This window comes from Mesorhizobium sp. M0292 (assembly GCF_040321695.1).
In the GTDB taxonomy this organism is placed as follows: Bacteria; Pseudomonadota; Alphaproteobacteria; order Rhizobiales; family Rhizobiaceae; genus Mesorhizobium.
Genome location: NZ_JAMYSB010000012.1, coordinates 33652 through 52260 on the forward strand (window position 1 = coordinate 33652; position 18609 = coordinate 52260).

General features: G+C 63.5%; 17 protein-coding genes and 1 pseudogene. 7 read left to right on the forward strand and 11 right to left on the reverse strand.

The window, feature by feature from the left end:
- Nucleotides 1–2: 2 nt before the first annotated feature.
- From NKI96_RS19435 to NKI96_RS19460, 6 genes are all read right to left on the reverse strand, one after another.
- On the reverse strand, nt 3–1049 hold the full coding sequence (locus NKI96_RS19435; protein WP_023822042.1) for an NAD(P)-dependent alcohol dehydrogenase: 1047 nt from the start codon (nt 1047–1049) through the stop codon (nt 3–5).
- Between the two features lie 15 nt (nt 1050–1064).
- Complete coding sequence (locus NKI96_RS19440; protein WP_352805663.1) at nt 1065–1877, reverse strand: carbohydrate ABC transporter permease; 813 nt, start codon at nt 1875–1877, stop codon at nt 1065–1067.
- Nucleotides 1878–1888: 11 nt separating this feature from the next.
- A complete protein-coding gene (locus NKI96_RS19445) occupies nt 1889–2770 on the reverse strand; it encodes a carbohydrate ABC transporter permease (RefSeq protein ID WP_352805666.1) in 882 nt (293 codons plus the stop codon).
- Nucleotides 2771–2866: 96 nt separating this feature from the next.
- Nucleotides 2867–4138 carry an ABC transporter substrate-binding protein gene (locus tag NKI96_RS19450; protein WP_502900277.1) on the reverse strand — a complete coding sequence of 424 codons (1272 nt, stop codon included), beginning with the start codon at nt 4136–4138 and terminating at the stop codon, nt 2867–2869.
- A 229-nt stretch (nt 4139–4367) separates the two neighbouring features.
- Complete coding sequence (locus tag NKI96_RS19455) at nt 4368–5285, reverse strand: AraC family transcriptional regulator (RefSeq protein WP_023671262.1); 918 nt, start codon at nt 5283–5285, stop codon at nt 4368–4370.
- 95 nt (nt 5286–5380) lie between these two features.
- A complete protein-coding gene (locus NKI96_RS19460; RefSeq protein WP_023742274.1) occupies nt 5381–6190 on the reverse strand; it encodes a helix-turn-helix transcriptional regulator in 810 nt (269 codons plus the stop codon).
- A 113-nt stretch (nt 6191–6303) separates the two neighbouring features.
- On the opposite strand from NKI96_RS19460, the gene NKI96_RS19465 reads away from it, so the two are divergent.
- The 6 genes from NKI96_RS19465 to NKI96_RS19490 all read left to right on the forward strand — a co-directional run bounded on the left by NKI96_RS19465 (nt 6304) and on the right by NKI96_RS19490 (nt 12703).
- Nucleotides 6304–7440 carry an ABC transporter ATP-binding protein gene (locus NKI96_RS19465; RefSeq protein WP_023700452.1) on the forward strand — a complete coding sequence of 379 codons (1137 nt, stop codon included), beginning with the start codon at nt 6304–6306 and terminating at the stop codon, nt 7438–7440.
- A complete protein-coding gene (locus NKI96_RS19470) occupies nt 7421–8584 on the forward strand; it encodes an ABC transporter substrate-binding protein (protein WP_352671044.1) in 1164 nt (387 codons plus the stop codon). Before NKI96_RS19465 ends, NKI96_RS19470 begins: the two co-directional genes overlap by 20 nt.
- 62 nt (nt 8585–8646) lie before the next feature.
- Entirely contained in the window at nt 8647–9510 is an 864-nt protein-coding gene (locus NKI96_RS19475; protein WP_023832549.1) for an ABC transporter permease, read from the forward strand.
- On the forward strand, nt 9510–10322 hold the full coding sequence (locus tag NKI96_RS19480; RefSeq protein ID WP_352671041.1) for an ABC transporter permease: 813 nt from the start codon (nt 9510–9512) through the stop codon (nt 10320–10322). The genes NKI96_RS19475 and NKI96_RS19480 overlap by 1 nt, the downstream gene beginning before the upstream one ends.
- 28 nt (nt 10323–10350) lie before the next feature.
- Complete coding sequence (locus NKI96_RS19485) at nt 10351–11112, forward strand: SDR family NAD(P)-dependent oxidoreductase (protein ID WP_352671038.1); 762 nt, start codon at nt 10351–10353, stop codon at nt 11110–11112.
- A 187-nt stretch (nt 11113–11299) separates the two neighbouring features.
- Nucleotides 11300–12703, forward strand: coding sequence for an MATE family efflux transporter (locus NKI96_RS19490; protein WP_023693102.1), 1404 nt, complete (start codon nt 11300–11302; stop codon nt 12701–12703).
- Between the two features lie 232 nt (nt 12704–12935).
- On the opposite strand, the gene NKI96_RS19495 is transcribed toward NKI96_RS19490, so the two are convergent.
- Nucleotides 12936–13232 carry a MerR family DNA-binding protein gene (locus NKI96_RS19495; protein WP_502900282.1) on the reverse strand — a complete coding sequence of 99 codons (297 nt, stop codon included), beginning with the start codon at nt 13230–13232 and terminating at the stop codon, nt 12936–12938.
- A gap of 66 nt (nt 13233–13298) precedes the next feature.
- Nucleotides 13299–13373, reverse strand: a pseudogene (locus NKI96_RS32520) (MerR family DNA-binding transcriptional regulator); the annotation flags it as partial.
- A gap of 66 nt (nt 13374–13439) precedes the next feature.
- Here NKI96_RS32520 and NKI96_RS19500 point away from each other — a divergent pair.
- Complete coding sequence (locus NKI96_RS19500) at nt 13440–15701, forward strand: heavy metal translocating P-type ATPase (protein ID WP_023671271.1); 2262 nt, start codon at nt 13440–13442, stop codon at nt 15699–15701.
- Nucleotides 15702–15852: 151 nt separating this feature from the next.
- On the opposite strand, the gene NKI96_RS19505 is transcribed toward NKI96_RS19500, so the two are convergent.
- From NKI96_RS19505 to NKI96_RS19515, 3 genes are read right to left on the reverse strand one after another with little or no spacing between them, the layout of a single operon-like run.
- A complete protein-coding gene (locus NKI96_RS19505) occupies nt 15853–16656 on the reverse strand; it encodes an ABC transporter permease (RefSeq protein ID WP_023671272.1) in 804 nt (267 codons plus the stop codon).
- Nucleotides 16653–17507, reverse strand: coding sequence for an ABC transporter permease (locus NKI96_RS19510; protein ID WP_352805672.1), 855 nt, complete (start codon nt 17505–17507; stop codon nt 16653–16655). The genes NKI96_RS19505 and NKI96_RS19510 overlap by 4 nt, the downstream gene beginning before the upstream one ends.
- The gene (locus tag NKI96_RS19515) at nt 17504–18541 is read right to left on the reverse strand and encodes an ABC transporter ATP-binding protein (protein ID WP_023822049.1); all 1038 of its coding nucleotides are present in this window, start codon (nt 18539–18541) and stop codon (nt 17504–17506) included. The genes NKI96_RS19510 and NKI96_RS19515 overlap by 4 nt, the downstream gene beginning before the upstream one ends.
- Nucleotides 18542–18609: the final 68 nt, after the last annotated feature.

An 18609-nucleotide genomic window follows, 5' to 3' on the forward strand; every position in this document is an offset into this window, starting at 1 on the left:
GGTCAGCCCTTCTCGCCGGTAAGAAGGATTTGCAGCTTGACGTCTTGCGGCTTGCCTTGCGCCGCCCGCTCGAAGGCCTTGATGCTGTCCGAGAAATCATAAGTGCCGGTGATCAGCGGCTTGAGGTCGACCTTCCCCGAGGCGATCAGCTGCAGCGCGCGGTCGAAGATGTTGGCGTAACGGAACACCGTCTCGATGCGCACTTCCTTGGAGATCGCCGCCGGAACGTTGAGGCTGACCGGTTCGACCGGCAGTCCGACCAGCACCACCGCGCCGCCCGGCCGCACGACATCGAACAGGTCGGCGAATGCCTTCGGGCTGCCGCTCGCCTCGAACACGATATCCGCGCCCCAATTGTCGGTCGCGGCGGAGACTGCGTCGACCAGCGATTGCTCACCTATATTGACCGGCACGATGCCGGGATATTGCGCGGCAATCTCGAGCTTGGGTGCGGAAAAATCGGAGATCAGCACCTTCGAGCAGCCGCCGGCCAGCGCCGCCAGCGCGATCATGATGCCGATCGGGCCGCAGCCGACGACGACGGCGACGTCGCCAGGCACGATGCGGGCGCGGCTCGCCGCCTGCATGCCGATAGCAAAGGGTTCGACCATCGCGCCTTCGGCGAAGGTAACATTGTCCGGCAGTCTGTAGGTGAAGGCGGCCGGGTGCACCGCATAGGGCGCCAGCACGCCATGCACCGGCGGTGTCGCCCAGAAGCTGACATCGGGATCGACATTATAGATGCCGAGCCTCGTCGCGCGCGACGACAGGTTCGGCACGCCCGGCTCCATGCAGACGCGGTCGCCGACCCTCAACGTCTCGACATTGGCGCCCACCTCGACAACGGTTCCGGCGGCTTCGTGGCCGAGCACCATCGGCGCCCGCACGACATAGCTGCCGATCGCGCCATGTGTGTAATAGTGCACGTCGCTGCCGCAGACGCCGACCGTGTGGATGGCTATCTTGACATCGCCCGGTCCGACGCCGAGCGGCAGCGCGATCTCGCGCAACGACAGTTCGCCTTTTTTCTCAAGCACCAGTGCCCGCATCGGTAAGTCCTCGCATCAATTCTTTTTTTGCCGGAAAACGGAATTCAGGAAGCCGCTGAGCACGCCGAGGAACAGCAGCGGCGGTAGCGACAACAGCACGACCGAGGCGTTGAGGATTCCCCACGGCACGTTCATGCCTTGCTGTGAAAGTTCGGAAGCGACGATCGGCAATGTCTTGGCGTTGGAACTGGACAGCATCAGCGCGATCAGGAATTCGTTCCACACCAGCACGAAGCTGAAGGCGACGGCGCCGATCAGCGAGCGCGCCGCTACCGGCAGCGCAATGCGCCAGAACACCGAGTAAGCGCCGTAGCCGTCGAGGAAAGCGGCTTCCTCGATTTCCTTCGGCACGGCCTGGAAGGCGGGAATGGCGAGCCACATGATCACCGAGATGGTGAGCAGCGAATAGGTGACGATCAGCGCCGGCAAGGTGTCGTAGAGCCCGATCTGCAGCCAGATCACCATCAGCGGAATGGCGACTGCCACCGGTGGCAGGAAGCGCAGCGACAACACGAAGAACTGGATGTCCCCAGCGAAGCGGTTGGGATAGCGCGCCACCGCATAGGCTGCCGGAAGGCCGAGCATGACGCCGATCAGCACGGCGACGCCGCAGGAAATGACCGAGTTATAGAGACCGGTCATGACGCTGTCGCGGCCGATGATGTAGCTGATATTTTCGAAGGTCGGCGTAAATACCAGGCGCGGCACGCGGGTGATGATGTCGACATTGTTCTTCAGCGAATTGAGCGCCGTCCAGGCGAGCGGAAACACCGCCATGAAGCCGGCGAGGGCCAGGATGATCTTGCCGATGAGGCGGCCCGGTCTCATGCGATACGGTCTCATGCGATTCGACTTCGTGCCTGCACCCGCTTCCACAGCATGGTGAAGGTGATGACGGTCGCGATCATCATCAGCACCGCCATGGCCGAGGCATAGGACACCTTGCCGGACTCGATGAAGCCTTGCGAGAAGGCGTACATGTCGAGTGTCTCGGTCGCCACGCCCGGCCCGCCGCGCGTCATCACATAAATCAGGTCGAAGGAGCGCAGCGATTCGATCATCTTGACGAACATCAGGCTGATCAGCGGCGCCTTCAGCATAGGCAAGGTCACATAGGCATGGATCTGCCAGCGTTTGGCGTGGTCGAGCCGCGCCGCTTCGATCGGCTGCGGCGGCAAGGTCTCCAGAAGCTTCAGCACGATGACCGCGAAGAACAGTCCCCACTGCCAGACATCGACCGAGGCGACGGCAAACAGGGCCGTCGACGGCTTCGACAGCGGGTCGAAGATCAGCCCGCCGGTGATCAGCCTGTAGGGATAGGTGGCGATGCCGTAGAGCGGATGATAGGCAAACTTCCACACGAAGGCCGCCGAGACACGCGGCAACAGCACCGGGATGATGAACAGCAGGCAGTAGATGTTGCGCAGCCGCGGCGACGCTACTTCGAACATCAGCACGCCGAGCCCGATCGCCACCATCATCGTCGCCACCACGGTGACGATTTCCCACTTCACCGAAACCCAGACCGCGTTGAGGAAACGCCGGTCGGCGAACAGGTCGATGAAGTTCGACAGCCAGACCCAGGAATAGTCCGACGAGCTCAGCTCGCGGTTCTGCAGCGCAATGACGACGGCGTAGAGCGTCGGCACCATCGACAGCACCAGAAGAATGGCGAGCGTCGGAACCAGAAACGTCACGGGCAGGGAAGAGCGTCGGCGCATGGCCTATCCTCGGGCTGTGCCTTTTGGAGAGACCCGCGGCGCACAGGTCCCGGCATCCGGTCGAATGCCGTGGACCGCGCGCCGCGGGCGGGAGGATTACTTCTTCTTCACCAGCTCGTTGGCGTAGGCCTCGAGTTCGTCGAGGCCGCCCTTGACGTCGGTGCGCGTGCCGGTGACCAGCTCTTCCAGGATGATGCCCCAGCGGTCGCCGAGATCCGGCCAGCGCGGATCCTGCCAGAAGTTCACCGCCGTCGCCTTGCCGGTATCGGCAAGCGCCTGGCCGAGATCGGCGCCATAGATGTCGGCGAACTCCTTGCTGGACAGCACGCTGGTGCGGTTGAGCTCGCCGAACTGGTGCGCGTCGAGCCGGCGCTTCTCGTTCTCCTTCGACGTCGCCCAGGCGATGAACAGGCCGGCGCATTGCTTCGCGGCGTCATCGGCATTGGCCTTGGCGGCGATGGCGAGGCCGTGGCCGTAGCCGCCGCCGGTCAGTGGCGAGGGCGGCGGCAGGAAGCCGATCTTGCCGACCACTTGCGAGGTCTTCGGGTCGACCGCCATGCCCGACAGCGGCGTCGATTCGACCAAGATGGCAACCTGGCCCGACAGGAAGGCGCCGGTCGATTCATCCCAGCTGCCGGTCTGCGTGCCGGGCGCTGAATCCTTGAACAGTTTAAGATAGGTCTCGGTCGCTTTGACCGCGGCCTCGGAGTTGAAAGCCGGCTTGTCACCGTCGAACCATTTTCCGCCATAGGCCTTGAAGAACGGCATCCAGCGCCAGACATTGGCGCCCGAGCCACGCGCGCCGCGCAGCGCGATGCCGTACATGCCCTTGTCGGGATCGGTCAGCTTCGGCACGTCGGCGATCAACTCGTCCAGCGTCTTCGGCGGCTGGATGCCGGCGGCTTCCAGAATGTCCTTGCGGTAGACCATCAGGTCGCCGCCGCCGGTCAGCGGCGCGAACCACACCTTGCCGTCATAGGTGGCGACCTTCTGCCGGCCCGGGTCGAAATCGGCGTAGTCGTAGTCAGCCGGGTAATAGTCGGTGAGCGGCACGATCCATTTCGACGAGGCGAACAGCGCGACATTGGCTTCGTCGACATAGTAGACGTTGTAGTTGCCGACCGTGGACGCATCGGCGCGCGACTTTGCCCGGCGGTCGTTCTCGTTGAGATAGTCGATCTGGAAGCTGGCGCCGGCCAGTTTCTGGAACTCGTCCTTGGACGCTTCCAGCAGCGTCAGCCCGTCACGCGGTTGCGCCAGCACCTTGACCGGCGCCGAGCAGACCGGCGCCGCCAGCGCCATGGTCGAGAGGGTCGTGGTAAGCATGAAAGCTGCGCTTATGTTCGCAGCGAGCCGAATTGGTTTCATTGATTTACTCCTCCAGGAACAGTCGCAGGAAGCGGAAGTCTTCGGTTGCGCGATCCTCGCCATCGCCCGAGCGACAAGCCACCCATCGCCAAAATGAGGAGTTGCTAAAGGCCGCGCTAGAAGCCCCGTTGCAGCAGACCTGTACTTTTATGCATTGTGCGCTGCAAAATCAGGCCCGCCTGCACGGCCTCTGTCGCATGAGTACCGATGGAGTGAGGAAGGCCGGTTTTCAGGCGCGCATCGTCATCCGCTGCTTCGACAGCTTGCGGTAGGATGACGGCGTCATCCGGTGCTTGCGCAGGAAGGCGCGGTTGAAGTTGGAGATGTTCATGTAGCCGACCTGGAAGCAGATGTCGGTGATCGGAATATCGGTGTCCGCCAGCAGCTTGCAGGCTTGCCAGAGCCGGAGCTTGGCGATGTGGTCGCTGAAACTGTTGCCGGTGTTTTTCTGGAAGAAGCGCGAAAACGTGCTTTCGCTCATCCCCGCCAGCTCCGCCGCCTCCGGCAGCTTCAGGTCCTCGGCGAAGTGCTGGAAGAGATAGGTCAGCGTGCGCTGGATGATGTCCAGCGAGGTTGCGTCGAGCGCGGGTGAGAAATCCGGCGAGGACAAAAGCTCGTATTCGTCTGTCCTGGCCAGCAGATCGACCAGTTCGAGGAAGAGGCAAAACCGGGCGAGCCCGTGCACGGTGCCCATCCGTTCCATCAGCGCAGCGCCGTCGAGCGCGGCGCGGCCATGGAAGACGATGCCGCGCAGCGATCGCTCCAGGAACGGTTCTAGTTCGCGCAGCTCAGGCAGCAGTCCCGCCGAGCCGCGCAGCCGCTGCGGATCGAATTGCAGCACGATGTCGCGTCCTTCGATCAGCTCGCCGGGTTGCACCGATGTCACCCAGTCATGCGGCAGCCCGCCGCCGACGATGCTCAGGTAGCCCGGCCCGAATTCGCCGATGTGATCGCCGACCAGCGCGACCCCGGAAGACTTCCTCAGGAGATGGATCTCGTATTCCGGATGAAAATTCCAGACATTGCGCTCCCAGGGATAGTCGTCGAGCCGCCACAGGAAACTGTCGCTCGCCTCGGTGACGATGTGCTCGAAAGCGGGCACCGTGCGCGGGATCGCGGCCGTGTTCTTTCTGCGCCTGAATGCCATCGTCTGTTCTCCGGGGCGAATGAGGAAGCGGACCGGTTTCGGGTAATCCGTAGCAGTCTGTCGCCGGCAAGTGAACGATGTCTGCCTCAGCGAGTTCAACGCCGGCTCTCGATGATCTCGATGAAGCGGGCGAACAGCCCGGCCTGGGATTTGATGCCGAGTTTGCGATGGATGTTGCGGCGATGGACCTTCACCGTTCCCGGCACGATGCGCATGGCTCTTGCGATCGACTCGGTGGAATGCCCCTGCAGCACCAGATCGACGACATGCTTTTCGCGCGGGGTCAGCGACAGGCTTTCCCAAATGTGGGCGCGGTCGAACTCGTTGACGGCGGCGATCGTCTCGCCCTGCTCCGCTTCGTCCTGCTCCTCGGCCGAAAGTGCGGGCCAGCGCAACCGGGCGAAGTTGATGACCGCCGGCGCCATGTCGCGCAGCAGCCTGGCATCGGCGGTGCCGAAGGGACCCGAGGCGTGCAATCGCATCAGCGACAGCACCAGGGCATCCTTGCCGGGCAGCGGCACGAAGAAGCCGACCTCCTCGGCCAGCCTTGTCTGGCTATAGTAGGTGCGAAAATACTCGCTGGCATAGAAGCGGTCGGGCGCCAGTTCGCGCATGCGCCAGAACCCCTCCTTGCGCTCCACCGCCGCGTGATGAAATGGGTCGAGAAGATAAGGTCCTTCCTGATAGAGCGTGACGAAGACATGGCTCTCGGCCGGCGAGAAGGTTTCGAACAGCAGCGGCGGTCGCGAGGCGCCGCGGTAACCGAAGATCACGCAGTGGTCGAAGCCGACATGCTGGCTCAACCAGCCGACCATTGCCTTGCCGAACAGGTCGCCGCTCGTCTCCCGTGTCGCCGCGACAAGGGCTGCGAGCCGGCTGTATTCGTCGCTGCGGGACGCACTCAATCTATACCCCCTTAAACGAGAAAATAGATCAGATATACCACCAGCGAGGTATATACTAGACGCCATTGGCTCTGGTAGCGTCCTGGAATAGCCCTGTTGCTGGAGCCAGCACTTTGACCGCAGTGCCCGACATCGAGTTTCGCGGCGTCACCAAGCGCTATGGCGCTGTGACCGCCGTCAGCGGCATCGATCTCGCTGTGCCGCCCTCCGCCTTTGTCGCCCTTCTCGGACCGTCCGGCTGCGGCAAGACCACATGCCTGCGCATGATCGGCGGCTTCGAGCAGCCGAGCGAAGGCCAGGTGTTCATCCGTGGCCGGGACATGGCCGGAACGCCGCCCTATCGTCGGCCGGTCAACATGGTGTTCCAGCAATACGCGCTGTTTCCGCATCTCGATGTCGAAGCCAATGTGTCCTACGGGCTGCGCCAGGCACGGCCGCGCCTGTCGTCGCAGGAAATCGGCCGGCGCGCCGGCGAGGCGCTCGAAATGGTGCGGCTCGCCGGCTATGGCCGCCGCAAGATCCACGAACTTTCCGGCGGCCAGCAGCAGCGCGTCGCGCTGGCGCGCGCACTGGTCAACAAGCCGGCCGTGCTGTTGCTCGACGAGCCGCTGGCGGCCCTCGACAAGAAACTGCGCACCGACATGCAGATCGAGTTGCAGAACCTGCAGCGCGAGATCGGCATCACCTTCGTGCTGGTCACCCACGACCAGGAGGAGGCGCTGTCGATGAGCGACTTCGTCTGCGTCATGAATGGCGGCCGCATCGTACAGCTCGGGCAACCAAGCGAGATCTATGACGAGCCGGCCGACCTGTTCGTCGCCGACTTCGTCGGCAAGACCAATCTGTTGAGCGGCAAGGTTGCCGGGCATACAGGCGATCTTGTCAATGTGGCGCTGGCGGACGGAACCGTCATTGCCGCGCGCAAACGAACCGCCTTGCAGCAGGGCGAGACCGTTTCTGTTAGCCTGCGTCCTGAATCGCTAAGCCTCGGCGCCACCAAAGGCAGCCCTTTCAAGGGCATCGTACGCAACCGGATCTTCTTGGGCTCGACGGCGGAATACGCCATCGAGGTGCAGGGCATCGGAACGCTGCTGGCCAAGGCCGACCATGTGATCGGCCATGGCAACCTCTTCAAGCCGGGTGAACCCGTCGCCATCGGCTTTGCCTCAGGGACGCCGCTGGCGTTTCCGGAGACCAAGAACAACGGGACCAACCAGAGGGTAGCAAAAAATGTCGAAATCATATCGTGACGGACTGCCGATTAGCCCTGAGAACTTCGTCGACCAGCTGATGCGCCTGAAGCGCGGCTCGATCGGCCGCCGCGATTTCCTCGGCCTCACCGGCCTGGGCATCGCAACCGCGGTGATGGCGCGCGAGATCGGCATCATGCCGACGCCGGCCTTAGCCGCCGAGGACCTCGGCGACCGCATGTCGATCGCCACCTGGCCGAACTATCACGACCCGCAGACCTTCGAGAATTTCAAGAAGGACACCGGCGTCGCCGTCGAGGTCAACGTGTTCGGCTCCAATGAGGAGATGCTGGCCAAGCTGCAGGCCGGCGCTTCCGGCTGGAGCCTGTTCGTGCCGACCAACTACACGATCTCGACCTACAAGAAGCTCGGCATCATCGATCCGCTCGATATGGCCAAGCTGCCGAATTTCGACGGCTCCCAGGAGGACCCGCGCTTCACCTCGGAAGGCACGATCGACGGCACGACCTACGCGGTGCCGAAGAACTGGGGCACGACCGGTTTTGCGGTCAACACCAAGAAGCTGACGAAACCGATGACCAGCTGGAAGGAGTTCTGGGACGTCGCCATGGCCGAGGGCGATGGCCGCACCATGGTGCACGACTATCAGCTGACCACCATCGGCAACGCGCTGAAATATTATGGCTATTCCTTCAACTCGCTGAAGCAGGACGAACTTGCCAAGGCCGAGGAACTGCTGCTCAAGGTCAAGCCGCATCTGTTCGCGGTCTCTTCGGACTACCAGCCGGGCATGCGGGCGGGCGACGCCTGGATGACCATGTGCTGGACGAATGACGGCGCACAGCTGCATCGCGATATTCCAGAGATCGCCTATGTCTTGGGCAAGGAGGGCGGCGAGATCTGGACCGATTTCTACGCCATCCCGAAGGACGCGCCGAACAAGCCGGCCGGCTATGCCTTGCTCAATTATCTGATGACCCCCGACGTCGCGGTGAAGGAGCATCTCGCCAACGGCGCGCCCTCGACCGACGCACGCGTCAACAAGCTGCTGCCCAAGGAAGTGCTCGACAATCCGATCCTTTACCCGGCGGCCGACCTGTTGACACCGCTGGAGTTTGGTGCGGCGGCGACGCTGACCGACCCCGGCCGCGCCGAACTGATGGCGCGCTTCAAGTCGGCTTGAGGCTGGCCTGACGCAAACGGAAAACCGGCGGGCCTATGTCCGCCGGCATCGGGGCGGTTTCCATGCACGGCAACAGATTTCGGTATAACATCCTGACAGCGCTGCTGCTCGCTCCGGCTACAGCGTGGCTGGTGGTGTTTTTGGTGTTGCCGTTCATCGCCATTGCCGTGTTCAGCGTCGGCGAGCGGGCGCCGGAGGGCGGCTATCAGGCCGCCTTCACGCTGGCGCAATACGCCAATCTCCCGGCAAGGGCGACCGCCTTCTGGAACACGATGATGCTGGCGCCGGTGGGCGCGCTTGCCTGCCTGCTCGTCGCCTACCCGGTTGCCTACTATCTCGCCCTGAAGGCGCCGCAACGCTGGCGACTGATCCTGCTTGCGCTCGTCGTCATTCCCTTTTGGACCAGCCTTTTGATGCGCACCTATGCCTGGATGTACATTCTGGGCGGACGCGGCATTCCCGCACTGCTGGCCTTTGTCGGCATCGAGGATGTCAGGTTGATCAACACGCCGGGCGCCGTGCTGCTCGGTATCGTCTATGGCTATTTGCCCCTCATGATCCTGCCGATCTATGTCAGTCTCGAGCGGCTCGACCGAAGGCTGCTGGAAGCCTCCGCCGATCTCGGCGCGACCCCGCTCTCAACCTTTCTGGGGGTGACGCTGAAGCTGTCGCTGCCGGGCGTGATGACCGGCTTCTCACTGGTCATGATCCTGCTGCTTGGCGAATACCTCATCCCGACGCTGCTTGGCGGCGGCAAGGTGTTCTTCATCGGCAACGCGCTGGTCGACCTGTTCCTGCAGTCGCGCAACTGGCCGTTCGGATCGGCCATCGCCATCACTCTGGTGGCAGTTTCGGTGGTGGTGCTGATCGCGGCAAACCGCATTTCGACACGGGTGTCGGGCGCCCGCAGGGTGGATCTGATCTGATGCGCGCCTTCGTCGCAGCCGTCTTCGCCTTCCTCTATCTGCCGATCGCGTTGGTCGTGCTGTTTTCCTTCAACGCCGGCCGCCATGCCAGCGAGTTCACCGGCTTTTCGGTGCAGTGGTACGGCACGGCGCTGTCGAACCCGTTCCTGGTCGAGGCGTTGAAGAACAGCCTGTTCATCGCCACCACCAGCGCCCTTCTGGCGGCGGTGTGCGGCACGGCGGCGGCACTCGGCCTGGCGCGGGTCGGGCTCAGAACCCGCGCCGTCTTCGACGCGCTGATGGGTGCCGCGATCGTCGTTCCCGGCGTCGTCATCGGCATCTCGACGCTTGTCGCGCTGGTCCAGCTGTTTGGCGTGCTCAACCCGTTCCTCGCCTCGATCTGGCCAAACGACCAGCCGCCGCGCCTGTCGCTCGGCTATGGATCGATCATCGCCGCCCACGGCCTGTTTTCGATGGCGTTGGTGACGATAATCGTCGGCACGCGTCTCGCCAGCCTCGACCGCAACCTGGTCGAGGCCTCGAGCGATCTCTACGCCACGCCGCTGACGACGTTTCGCTCGATCGTGCTGCCGCAGATCATGCCGGCGGTGATCGCCGGCTTCCTGCTCGCCTTCACCTTCTCCTTCGACGATTTCATCGTCGCCTTCTTCGTCGCCGGCGCGCAGACGACGCTGCCGATCTATGTCTTCGCCTCGATCCGGCGCGGCGTGACGCCGGAAATCAACGCCATCGCCACCATCGTGCTCGTCGCCTCGGTTCTTCTGGTGGTGCTTGCCCAATGGCAGCTGCGCCAGCGCCAGCCGTCAAACTGAACAAGCCATCCAGCTGAAAGACAAATTCATGATCCTTAGAGACCGCATCGCCGTGGTGACGGGCGCCGGTTCCGGCATCGGCCGCGCCGGCGCCATGATCATGGCCAGGGAAGGCGCTGTGGTGGTCATCGCCGACCGGGATAAGACCAGCGGCGAGACGACAGCGGCGGACATCCGGGCAGTGGGCGGGCAGGCCGAGGCCGTTGTCACCGACGTCTCTGACGACGCCGCGGTCGGGCAGCTCATCACCGGCACGCTCGGCAAGTATGGCCGCATCGACATTCTGCACAATCACGCCGGCATCCAGGTCGGCGGCACGCTGACCGAGGTCGAGGTCGATGGTATGGATGCGTCATGGCGCATCAATGTACGGGCGCAGTTTCTGGCCGCGCGGCTGGTCATGCCGGCGATGGTCGCGCAAGGCGGCGGCGTCATCCTCAACACGGCTTCGAATTCGGGCGTCTTCTACGACCGCGAGATGATCGCCTATGCCACGTCCAAACATGCCGTGGTGGCGATGACCAGACAGATGTCGCTCGACTATGCCCGCCACAATGTGCGCGTCAACGCGCTCTGCCCGGGCTGGGTCGACACGCCTTTCAACGAGCCGTTCATCGCCCAGATGGGCGGACGCGAGGCGATCGAGACCTATGTCCGCACCAAGATCCCGATGGGGCGCTGGGCGAGCGCCGAAGAGATCGCCGAAGCGATCCTGTTCCTCGTCTCCGACCGCTCATCCTTCATGACCGGCCAGGCGCTGGTGATCGACGGCGGCGAAAGCATCGGTTGATCCAAGGGCGGTCGGTAGGAATGGTTCCCGCCTCTGGCTCAATCGCCGGCTGCCCGTCGTCCCTTGCCTTCATGTCGCATTTCGTCCAATAGAACGACGCAAACGCCGCGAAACCGAAGGTTTTGCCGTTTGGAAGTGCGGCTTCCGGCCTCGTTGCCGACGCGCCGCAACCGGAAAGAGCAGGACAATGTCTGCGATCGAAGCCGGCGCTCGTGCGCCGGAAAATCTTTGGCGTCAGGAAATCAGGGCGACGCTGGCGCTGGCCTGGCCGATGGTGCTCACCAATCTCGGCCAGACCGCGATGACCGCCACAGACGTCATGATGATGGGTCGTCTGGGCGCCGATACGCTGGCCAGCGGCGCGCTCGGCGCCAACCTCTATTTCATGCCGCTGATCTTCGGCCTCGGCCTGATGCTGGCGACCTCGCCGATGATCGCCACCGAGCTTGGCCGCCGGCGCTATTCGGTGCGCGATTTGCGCCGCACCGTGCGCCAAGGCCTGTGGCTGGCGATCCTGATCTCGATCCCGATCTGGGTCGTGTTGTGGCATGGCGAGGCCATTCTGCTTGCCATGGGCCAAGAGCCGGCATTGGCGCATCAGGCCGGCATCTATCTGCGCTGGTTGGAATGGGCGGTGCTGCCTTTCTACGGCTATATCGTGCTGCGTTCCTTCATCTCGGCGCTGGAGCGGCCGGGCTGGGCGCTGATCATCGTCTTCGTCGCCGTCGCCTGCAACGCCTTCTTCAACTGGGTGTTCATGTTCGGCAATCTCGGCGTCACCTCGATGGGCATTGCCGGTTCGGGGCTGGCGACCACGCTGTCGAGCACGCTGATGTTCTGCGGCCTGGCAGCCGTGGTGATGCTGGAGAAGAAGTTCCGCCGCTACCGCCTGTTCGGCCGCTTTTGGCGCTCCGACTGGCCGCGTTTCAAGGGTCTGCTGCGGCTCGGCATGCCGATCGCCGGCATCCTCGCCTTCGAGGTGACGATCTTCAACGCGGCAGCCCTGCTGATGGGCCTGATCGATGCGGACTCGCTGGCCGCGCACGCCATCGCAATCCAGATCGCCTCGATCTCCTTCATGGTGCCGCTCGGCCTCAACCAGGCCGTCACCGTGCGCGTCGGGCTGGCCCATGGCGCAGGCAATCCGGCAGGCGTTTCGCGCGCCGGCTGGACCGCCTTCGTCATCGGCGTCTCGTCCATGGCGCTGATGGCGCTGGTGATGGTGCTGTGGCCGCATCTGTTGATCAGCGCCTTCATCGACATGACCGATCCGGCCAATGCCAGGGTGATCGCGCTGGCCGTGTCGTTCCTTGCCTTTGCGGCGCTGTTCCAGATCTTCGACGGCGCGCAGGCCGTTGCCGCCGGCATGCTGCGCGGCCTGCACGACACCAAGGTGCCGATGATCTATGCCGCCATCGGCTATTGGGGCATCGGCCTGCCGCTCGGCGTGCTGCTCGCCTTCCATTTCGGCCTGCACGGCGTCGGCATCTGGATCGGCCTGGCGTCAGGTCTGGCCGTGGTGGCGGTGCTGCTCCTCGCGCGCTGGCTGCGGCGCGACCGCATAGCACCGCCGCTTGTCTTTGGGCATTGACGGCGAACCAAGCGGTCCGCCAACTGCCCGAAGCAGTCACTGCAGAGCAGATGTCTGGTATCGCTTTGGGCCGAAAGCTGCCGGTCGGCTTGCGACGCGCAGGTTAAATAGCGGACCATGCGAAAACGCCCCTGGCAGAGTACTTCAACGGCGGAACTCCTGAAATTGCGTCAGTCGCAATCGAGGTCTTCCCATTGTTGGAAATGGAGACCAAGGTGGCCACATGGAGCACTTAAATACGCAAACATTTGTGCTCGTGTCGACATTGATCATGGTCGGCCAAAACCTCGATCACCCGGCATTCGCCGACTCTACCATGGCGGCAGCCTTCAACCATCAGCTCGAGCTCGGCCTGCAAGGCTTTCAGGCTGCGGATACGCTGCGCAACGTCGGCGAGCCGTGCTTGGGCAATGGCGTCAGCAGTTGCACAAGGCTGTAAAGGGTTATCCTGCAAATCAAGTAGAGTGCGGATCGCTTCGATATCGAAGCCCAGTTCGCGGGAATGGCGAATAAACGCTAACCGGCGCAAGTCGCCACCTTCATATTGACGGCGGTTGCCGTCACTTCGCGCTGGCGCGGCAAGCAACCCTATCTGCTCGTAATAGCGAATGGTCGGTACTTTCACGCCGCTTTGGCGGGCGGCTTCGCCAATGGTCACTCCATTCAGCATATTTCGCTTGCTCCTCTAGTCGCTAGAGGATGTAGCGTCGCAGTCAAACGATACAAGAGGAATGTTATGACCGCGCTTCAAGCACAAACCCGTTATCGCGTCGAAGGCATGGATTGTGCCGGTTGCGCCACCAAAATCGATAAGGCGGTACGTCGCATCCCTGGCGTCGAAGATGTCAGCGTGTCCGTCACCGCCGGCACCATGACGGTCAGGCACACGCCCGAGAGTGACCTCGCCGAACTTGAAAAGAAGGTGACTGGCCTCGGCTACACGGTTGCCGAACTCAAGGTAAAGGGAAAGGTCGGGCTGGACGGGGCAGAGCACCATCACAATGACCACGACGATGCGGGCGACTACCATGCGGGCCATGCTCACGCCAGCCACGATCAGGTCAGCGAAAGTCAAGATGACCGCGAGGAGGGAATAGAGGGCCTTCACGGGCACGACCGCGCGCCAACCTCGGGGCCGTGGTGGAAGAGTCCCAAGGGTCGCCTGACGATCGCCAGCGGCGCCGCGCTGGTCCTTGCGTTTGCCATTCACTATGTGTGGCCGGCGTCCGGGGTGTGGGTCTTTATCGCGGCCATGCTGGTTGGCCTGGTGCCTATCGCCAAACGGGCCGTCATGGCCGCCGTCGCAGGCATTCCCTTCACCATCGAAATGCTCATGACCATAGCGGCCGTCGGTGCGGTCATTATCGGCGCCGGCCAGGAAGCTGCCACTGTGGTCTTCCTGTTCCTTGTCGGTGAGCTTCTCGAGGGCGTTGCCGCCGGAAAGGCGCGCTCGAGCATTCAAGCGCTGACCACGCTGGTCCCGAAAACGGCCTTCATTGAAAAGGGCGGCAAGACGCGCGAGGTGCCGGCCGAAAGCCTTGAAGTAGGCGCCATGATCATGGTGCGGCCGGGTGACCGGATTCCCGCCGATGGCGAGATCACCGAGGGTGAGAGCGCGATCGACGAATCCCCGGTGTCAGGCGAGAGCGTGCCGGTGCGCAAATGCGTCGGCGACAAGGTTTTCGCCGGCACCATCAATGGCGACGCTGTTTTGCGCATCAAGGTCACCGCCGTTGCCTCCGATAACACCATCGCGCGCGTCGTCAAGCTGGTCGAGGAAGCCCAGGAGAGCAAGGCGCCAACTGAGCGGTTCGTCGACCGCTTCTCGCGCTGGTACACGCCTGCTGTGGTCGGCGTGGCCGCGATGGTGGCCGTGGTTCCACCTCTCGTTTTCGGCGGCAACTGGAACGAATGGATCTACAAAGGCCTCGCCCTGTTGCTCATCGGCTGCCCCTGTGCCCTGGTCATCTCGGTCCCGGCGGCAATCGCCGCGTCGCTCTCGGCTGGCGCCAAGCGCGGCCTACTGATGAAGGGCGGGGCGGTCCTCGAGGTTCTCGGCAAGGTCACCGCCGTGGCGCTTGACAAGACCGGCACGCTCACGCTCGGCAAGCCCCAGGTCACCGACGTGGTTTCTTTCGGAAAATCGGAGGCCGAAGTGCTGCGTCTTGCTGCCGCCTTGGAGACCGGCTCAAGCCATCCGCTTGCCATCGCCATCCTCGCAAAGGCGTCTGCAGACAAGGTTCAGGCTCCGGCCGTGTCCAAAGCGCAGGCTCTAGGTGGCAAGGGGGTCAAGGCGAACGTGGAAGGCACCGAAGTTTTCCTTGCATCGCCACAGGCGGCCGAGGATACGGCGAAGCTCACTGAGGTTCAAAAGTCTCAAATCGCCGCGCTCAATGACGAAGGCAAAACCGTTTCGGTCGTCCTCGTCGACAACAAGGTGGCGGGCGCCATTGCAATGCGTGATGAACCGCGCCCGGACGCTTTCGCTGGTCTCAAGGCGCTGACGGATTCCGGCATTAAGACCATCATGCTGACGGGCGACAACAAGCGGACAGCTGCCGCGATCGGCAAGCAACTCGGCATCGAGGTCCGCGCCGCGCTACTGCCAGAAGACAAGCAGCGTATTGTCGGAGAGCTGAAGGGAGAGGGCCTCATTGTGGCCAAGGTCGGCGATGGCATTAATGACGCGCCAGCCCTTGCGGCCGCCGATGTTGGTATTGCGATGGGCGGCGGCACTGACGTGGCTCTCGAAACCGCTGATGCAGCGGTGCTGCATGGCCGTGTCGGCGACGTTGCCGCGATGATTGCGCTGTCGAAGGCGACCATGGCCAACATCAAACAGAACATAACCATGGCCCTCGGCCTCAAGGCCGTCTTCCTCGTGACCACGGTCTTGGGAATCACCGGCCTGTGGCCGGCGATCATGGCCGATACCGGCGCGACCGTGCTGGTGACGGCCAATGCCATGCGCCTCCTGCGTTGGAAAGGGGCAGCATGACGGCGGTGCCGCACCATGTGCTAGACTTGCGAAATGGCTGGTGCACACCGGCTTCGCCGCACCAGCCATATCGCTGAAGATCAAGCAGGCCTGGGCCGGGACGGCCCGTACAGGCGACGCGATCGAGGGGTGCTGTTACAAATGAATGCGCTCAGCTCCCGTCCGACGACATCGCGCCGAGCAGTCTGCGTATATCGCCGAACCTGGCGATCGAGCCGAACACCAGTGCCGCCACCGCGACGAAGAACACCGACACCGAAGCCATGGTCGGTGTGTAGCCGTAGCGCAGCGCGTTGAAGATCTTGATGGGCAGCGTCTCGGTGGTGAAGCCGATCGTCATGTAGGCGACGATGTATTCGTTGAGCGACAAGACGAAGGCGAAGGCGTAGCCCGAGACGAGGTAGGGCAGGATCAACGGCAGCACCACGGTTTTCAGCACTGTGCGGTCGTCGGCGCCCATGGTCGCCGCGGCCTCGACCAGCGAGCGGTCGATCGAGGCAAAGCCGAGCGACAGCGTCACCAGCGGCAGCGTCACGAAGAAGATGGCGTGGCTGATTATGGCGGTGAAGAACTGGCCGAACAGCCCGACCGTCGCCCAGAAGGAGAGGAAGCCGAGCGCGGTGATGACCGGCGGCAGGATGAAGGGCGCGAGGCCCAGCACCTGAAAAATGTTCGCCCATGGCGCGATGCGCCGCCACAGGAACCAAGCCAGCGGCAGCGCGACCGCCACGGCAATGGCCGCCGAGCAGACGGCCAGCGTCACCGAATGGATCAGCGCTAGCCGCCATTCCGGATCGGTGAAGATCTGGGCGTACCAGGCGAGCGAGAAACCGACCGGCGGGAAGGAGAGCTCCTGCCGCGAATTCACCGACACGCCGGCGACGACGATCAGCGGCGCCGCCAGGAACAGCGCGACGATGGTGAAATAGACACGGCGCAGCAAGGTCGCGGTCATAAGGCGTTCTCCCTTCGTCCGACGAGCAGTGTCAATCCGACCAGCGCCAGCGAGATCAGCACCAGGAACACCGCCATTGCGGCTGCGAACGGCATGTTGGACTGGTAGATCGCCTGGTCGGTGATCAGCACCGACAGCGTCCAGTGCTGCGGCCGTCCCAGAATCTGCGGCAGCAGGTAGGAGCCGAGGGCGAACACGAAGACCATGATCAGCGTCGCCACAATGGTGTTGCGCAATGCCGGCGCGACGACGTTGAAGAAGGCGCGGATCGGCGAGGCGCCGAGCGTGCGCGCTGCCTCGAGCAATGTCGGGTCGAGGCGCACGAGGGCGGGGTACAGCACCAGGATCGTATAGGGCAGCGCCTGGTAGACCATGCCGGTCAGCACCGCGCCAAAGGTGGGCAGCAGCGCCACCGGCTTGTCCATCAGCCCGATCGCCACGAACAGATTGGTGATGCCGGCGGTGCGCGAAAACAGCGTCGACCAGGCAAAGCCGATGATGACCTCCGACAGCGACAGCACCGACAGGAGGCCGACCAGCCACAGCGTCTGCACGCGGCGCGGCCGGCGGGTCAAAAGGTAGGTGAAGGGAAAGGCGATGGCCACGCAGCAGACGGCGACTAGCACCGCCAGCATCAGCGAAAAGCCGAGCACGCCGCCGAAGAACACCGACAGGAAGCGGGCGTAATTGTCGAACACGAAGTCCGGCGTGTAAAAACCGGACGGGTTGCGCTTGAAGAAGCTCACCGCGATCATCGTCGAGAACGGCACGACGAAGAAGACGATCAGCATCAGCGCCGGAAAGAACAGCGGCATGTAGTCGGCTACAGACTTCGGGGCTTCGCGTCTCATGCGCCGAGCACCACGCAGCTTGCCGGCGGCAGTGTGACGCCGACCTTGGCGCCGACCGGCACGTCATGCCGCTCGCGCGGCGTCGTCACCGCAATGATGCTGGTGCCGCCGACGTCGACGAAGGTCTCGATGGTGCCGCCGAGATCGCGCACGAAACTCACCTCGCCGGTAATGGCCGAGCCGCCGGGGCTGCCGAGATGCACGTCCTCCGGGCGGACCGAAACAGACGCTTTGGTCTGACCCGCCGGCATGGCAAGACCTGGAATGGCTGTGCCCAGAATGGTGGTACGCCCGGTGCTGTCGATCTCGGCCGGCAGCAGATTGGTGATGCCGATGAAGTCGGCGACGAAGGCGTCGGCCGGCTTGCGGTAGATCTCGATCGGCGGCGCCGCCTGCAGGATTCTGCCGTGGCCCATGACGACGACCAGGTCGGCCATGGTCATGGCTTCGCGCTGGTCGTGGGTGACGACGATGGTGGTGATGCCCAACCGCTGCTGCAACTGGCGCAGTTCCACCTGCATGGCCTCGCGCAATTTGGCGTCGAGCGCCGACAGCGGTTCGTCGAGCAGGAACAGCTTTGGTGACAGCGCCAGTGCCCGGGCGATCGCCACGCGCTGGCGCTGGCCGCCCGACAGTTTGGCCACCGGACGGTCGGCAAAGCCGGTCAGATGGATCAGGCCCAGCAACTCGTCGACGCGCTTCTTCTGCTCTTGCTTGGAGGCGCCGCGAATCCGCAGCGCATAGGCAATGTTGTCGCCGACGGAGAGATGCGGAAACAGCGCCAGCGACTGGAACACCATGCCGAGATTGCGCTTGTGCGTCGGCAAAGGCGTGATGTCCTCGCCGTCGAGCACGATGGCGCCGCTGGTCGGCTCCTCCAGTCCGGCAATCATGCGCAGCAGCGTGGTCTTGCCGCAGCCCGACGGGCCGAGCAGACACACGAACGTGCCATGCGGCACGTTGAGCTGGACATTGTCGACGGCGGCGAAGTTGCCGAATTTTTTGGTGACGGCGTTGATGTCTAGTCCGGACATGCTCATCCCTTGGAGGGTTTGCTAAGGGGCCGCCGGACTATGCCGGCGGCCGCTGTGGTTCAGACGGA